Below are 2,055 nucleotides of genomic sequence, written 5' to 3' on the forward strand. Positions count from 1 at the left end.
TCGGTATTTTTGAGAAGGATGACGGCTACGTCTTCAGTGAGACTGTCCGAGTGACTGAGAACGGCGCGAAGTCGCTAAGCAATATGTCACGCGATTTGTTGGTAAATTGCTGACTTTAAGCATAGCGGCCGGCAAGGTTCTCGTTGACTTCGGATTCCGAAAGGATTCCTGATGGCCAGGACGGATTTTCGACACAGAACGTACGTGCACAGGGCTCCGCAGGCGGATACCACCAAGGGCTGGTCTTTGTCTTCTGACGAGTGGATTTCCTTTTATGAGGGGTTTGGAATTCCCAGCCACTCTTCTGATTCCCAGCCACTCTTCTGAGAAGAGATGAAGGTGAGCATCTTGAAGGGACCGATATTGTCACTGGGTGGACCTAATGCGTTCCGGTCCGCACGCGCGACAGTGGCAATGTGATTGTGGCGATCAAGCAGGCCCACTCGTTCTTTCCAGACGCGCACTGCCCTGACGACACCCTATGCCGCGGGTCTGCACGCTTCGGAGACGTAGGACCGAAGGTCGGCGACATTCACAGCGGACGTGGCGTGATCCGGGTCGAGCACGGCAAGGGCTGCAAGGACCGCATGGTTATGCTCTCGGCGCAGCTTCTGCACATCCTGCGGGTCGACTGGTGACTAAGGAAACCGCAGGGCTGGCTGTTTCCGGCCGGGATGCAAATCGCCCGCATCGACGTTCAGGTATTGTACTCGGCCGGCCGCTCGGCGCGTGCGGCCGCCGAACAATTCCTGTCGCAACCGCCATGCCCCAAGGCCCAAGGAAAGTCCTGCCGGGAATGACTCGCCGCGCGGCAGGACCAGCTTCTGCCGATCCTACTCCCACGTGGTGTTTATGCTGCCGGCCGAGATCGCCGCAATCGCCTTCCAGAACAAGGCGGCGATGTACACGATCCTGTCCAAGGCGGCCGCCGAGACGGATTCATCGTCAGTTTATGACGGCGGCAGCGAGATCGTCATTGGCAATGTCGCAAACTTACACAGGGTGGACCTACACCTCTTGCTGAGAGATCCTTTAGAATCGGGTTGTCCAACATCTGCTAGCGCCCGTTGAGGATTCCCAGTCGTATGATGTATCAGGATCTCGTGCGTGGATCACTGTTGCAGGGCATCATAAAATCCGCGCACGCCGTTCCCAATAAATGGTTCGGGCAGGAAGCCCGGTTTTTTGCACAGGGCTTCCGGGCGCCAGTCCGAGTCGGGCAGCCGCCGTCCATCTGGAAACGCGATAGCGCCACCCGGGAGATTATATTGGCGATCTGTATGCCATAAGGCGCATACTTTGCGAGCAGCGGATCGTACTGCATCCGTTCGTCGATACAGCCCGACAGGAATCGAGCAAAGCAAGTGCAGATCAAAGACGTCCTCCTTGCGCCTGGCAATGGTGCATTTTTCTATGACGACCAAGATGCGATCAGGGCCGGCGTCCCGCACGACGGTTTCATCTATGTGGGCCAACCTGTCACGATCGGCTTCAAAGCCATTCGTGTTCCAGCGTCTTCGCTTAGTGTCGGATTGGTCCTTACCGACGACACTGTTGTCTGGGGCGACATGATGAGCGTCCAGTACTCTGGTGCTGGCGGACGCGATCCGTTGTTCGATGTCGATCAAGTCTCGGATCTGACGTCTCAGATATCGACACGGCTTCTTGATGTTAATGCATTTCGCTATCTTGATGCCTGCGCGAAGGTCCTCCAGCCATTAACGCATAAGCGGCTACCTTTGGCTGTTGAGTATGGCGTCAGCCAGGCTCTCCTTCGTGCCGCAGCTTATCTCCACCGAAAGACGATGGCGGAGATCGTATGCGCGGAGTTTGGCCTGCCGCTGCCCACGCGCAGAATTCCAATTTACTGCCAGAGCGGCGACGCCCGCGAAATCAACGTAGACAAGATGATTTTGAAGGCGGTCGATGTGCTTCCTCACGGCTTGATCAACTCACGGGCGAAATTCGGAGCTGGCGGTCAGACCTTCATGGAGTTCGTGAGGTGGGTTGCGAGGCGTACGCGCGAGATCGGCCGCCCCGGGTATAATCCCGTGC

General features: G+C 57.1%; 1 protein-coding gene and 2 pseudogenes. All 3 read left to right on the top strand.

Translation table 11 applies throughout. The features are described 5' to 3' along the window. Positions 1 to 447 precede the first annotated feature (447 nt). Positions 448 to 740 (top strand): annotated as a pseudogene (locus EN738_RS33780) (tyrosine-type recombinase/integrase); the annotation flags it as partial. A 1-nt stretch (position 741) separates the two neighbouring features. Continuing rightward, positions 742 to 936 (top strand): annotated as a pseudogene (locus tag EN738_RS36655) (transposase zinc-binding domain-containing protein); the annotation flags it as partial. A 428-nt stretch (positions 937 to 1,364) separates the two neighbouring features. Further along, positions 1,365 to 2,055 (top strand): methylaspartate ammonia-lyase (locus EN738_RS33790; protein WP_127287315.1); only part of this gene is annotated, 691 nt, incomplete at its 3' end.

Source organism: Mesorhizobium sp. M4B.F.Ca.ET.017.02.2.1 (genome assembly GCF_003998955.1).
GTDB lineage: Bacteria > Pseudomonadota > Alphaproteobacteria > Rhizobiales > Rhizobiaceae > Mesorhizobium > Mesorhizobium abyssinicae.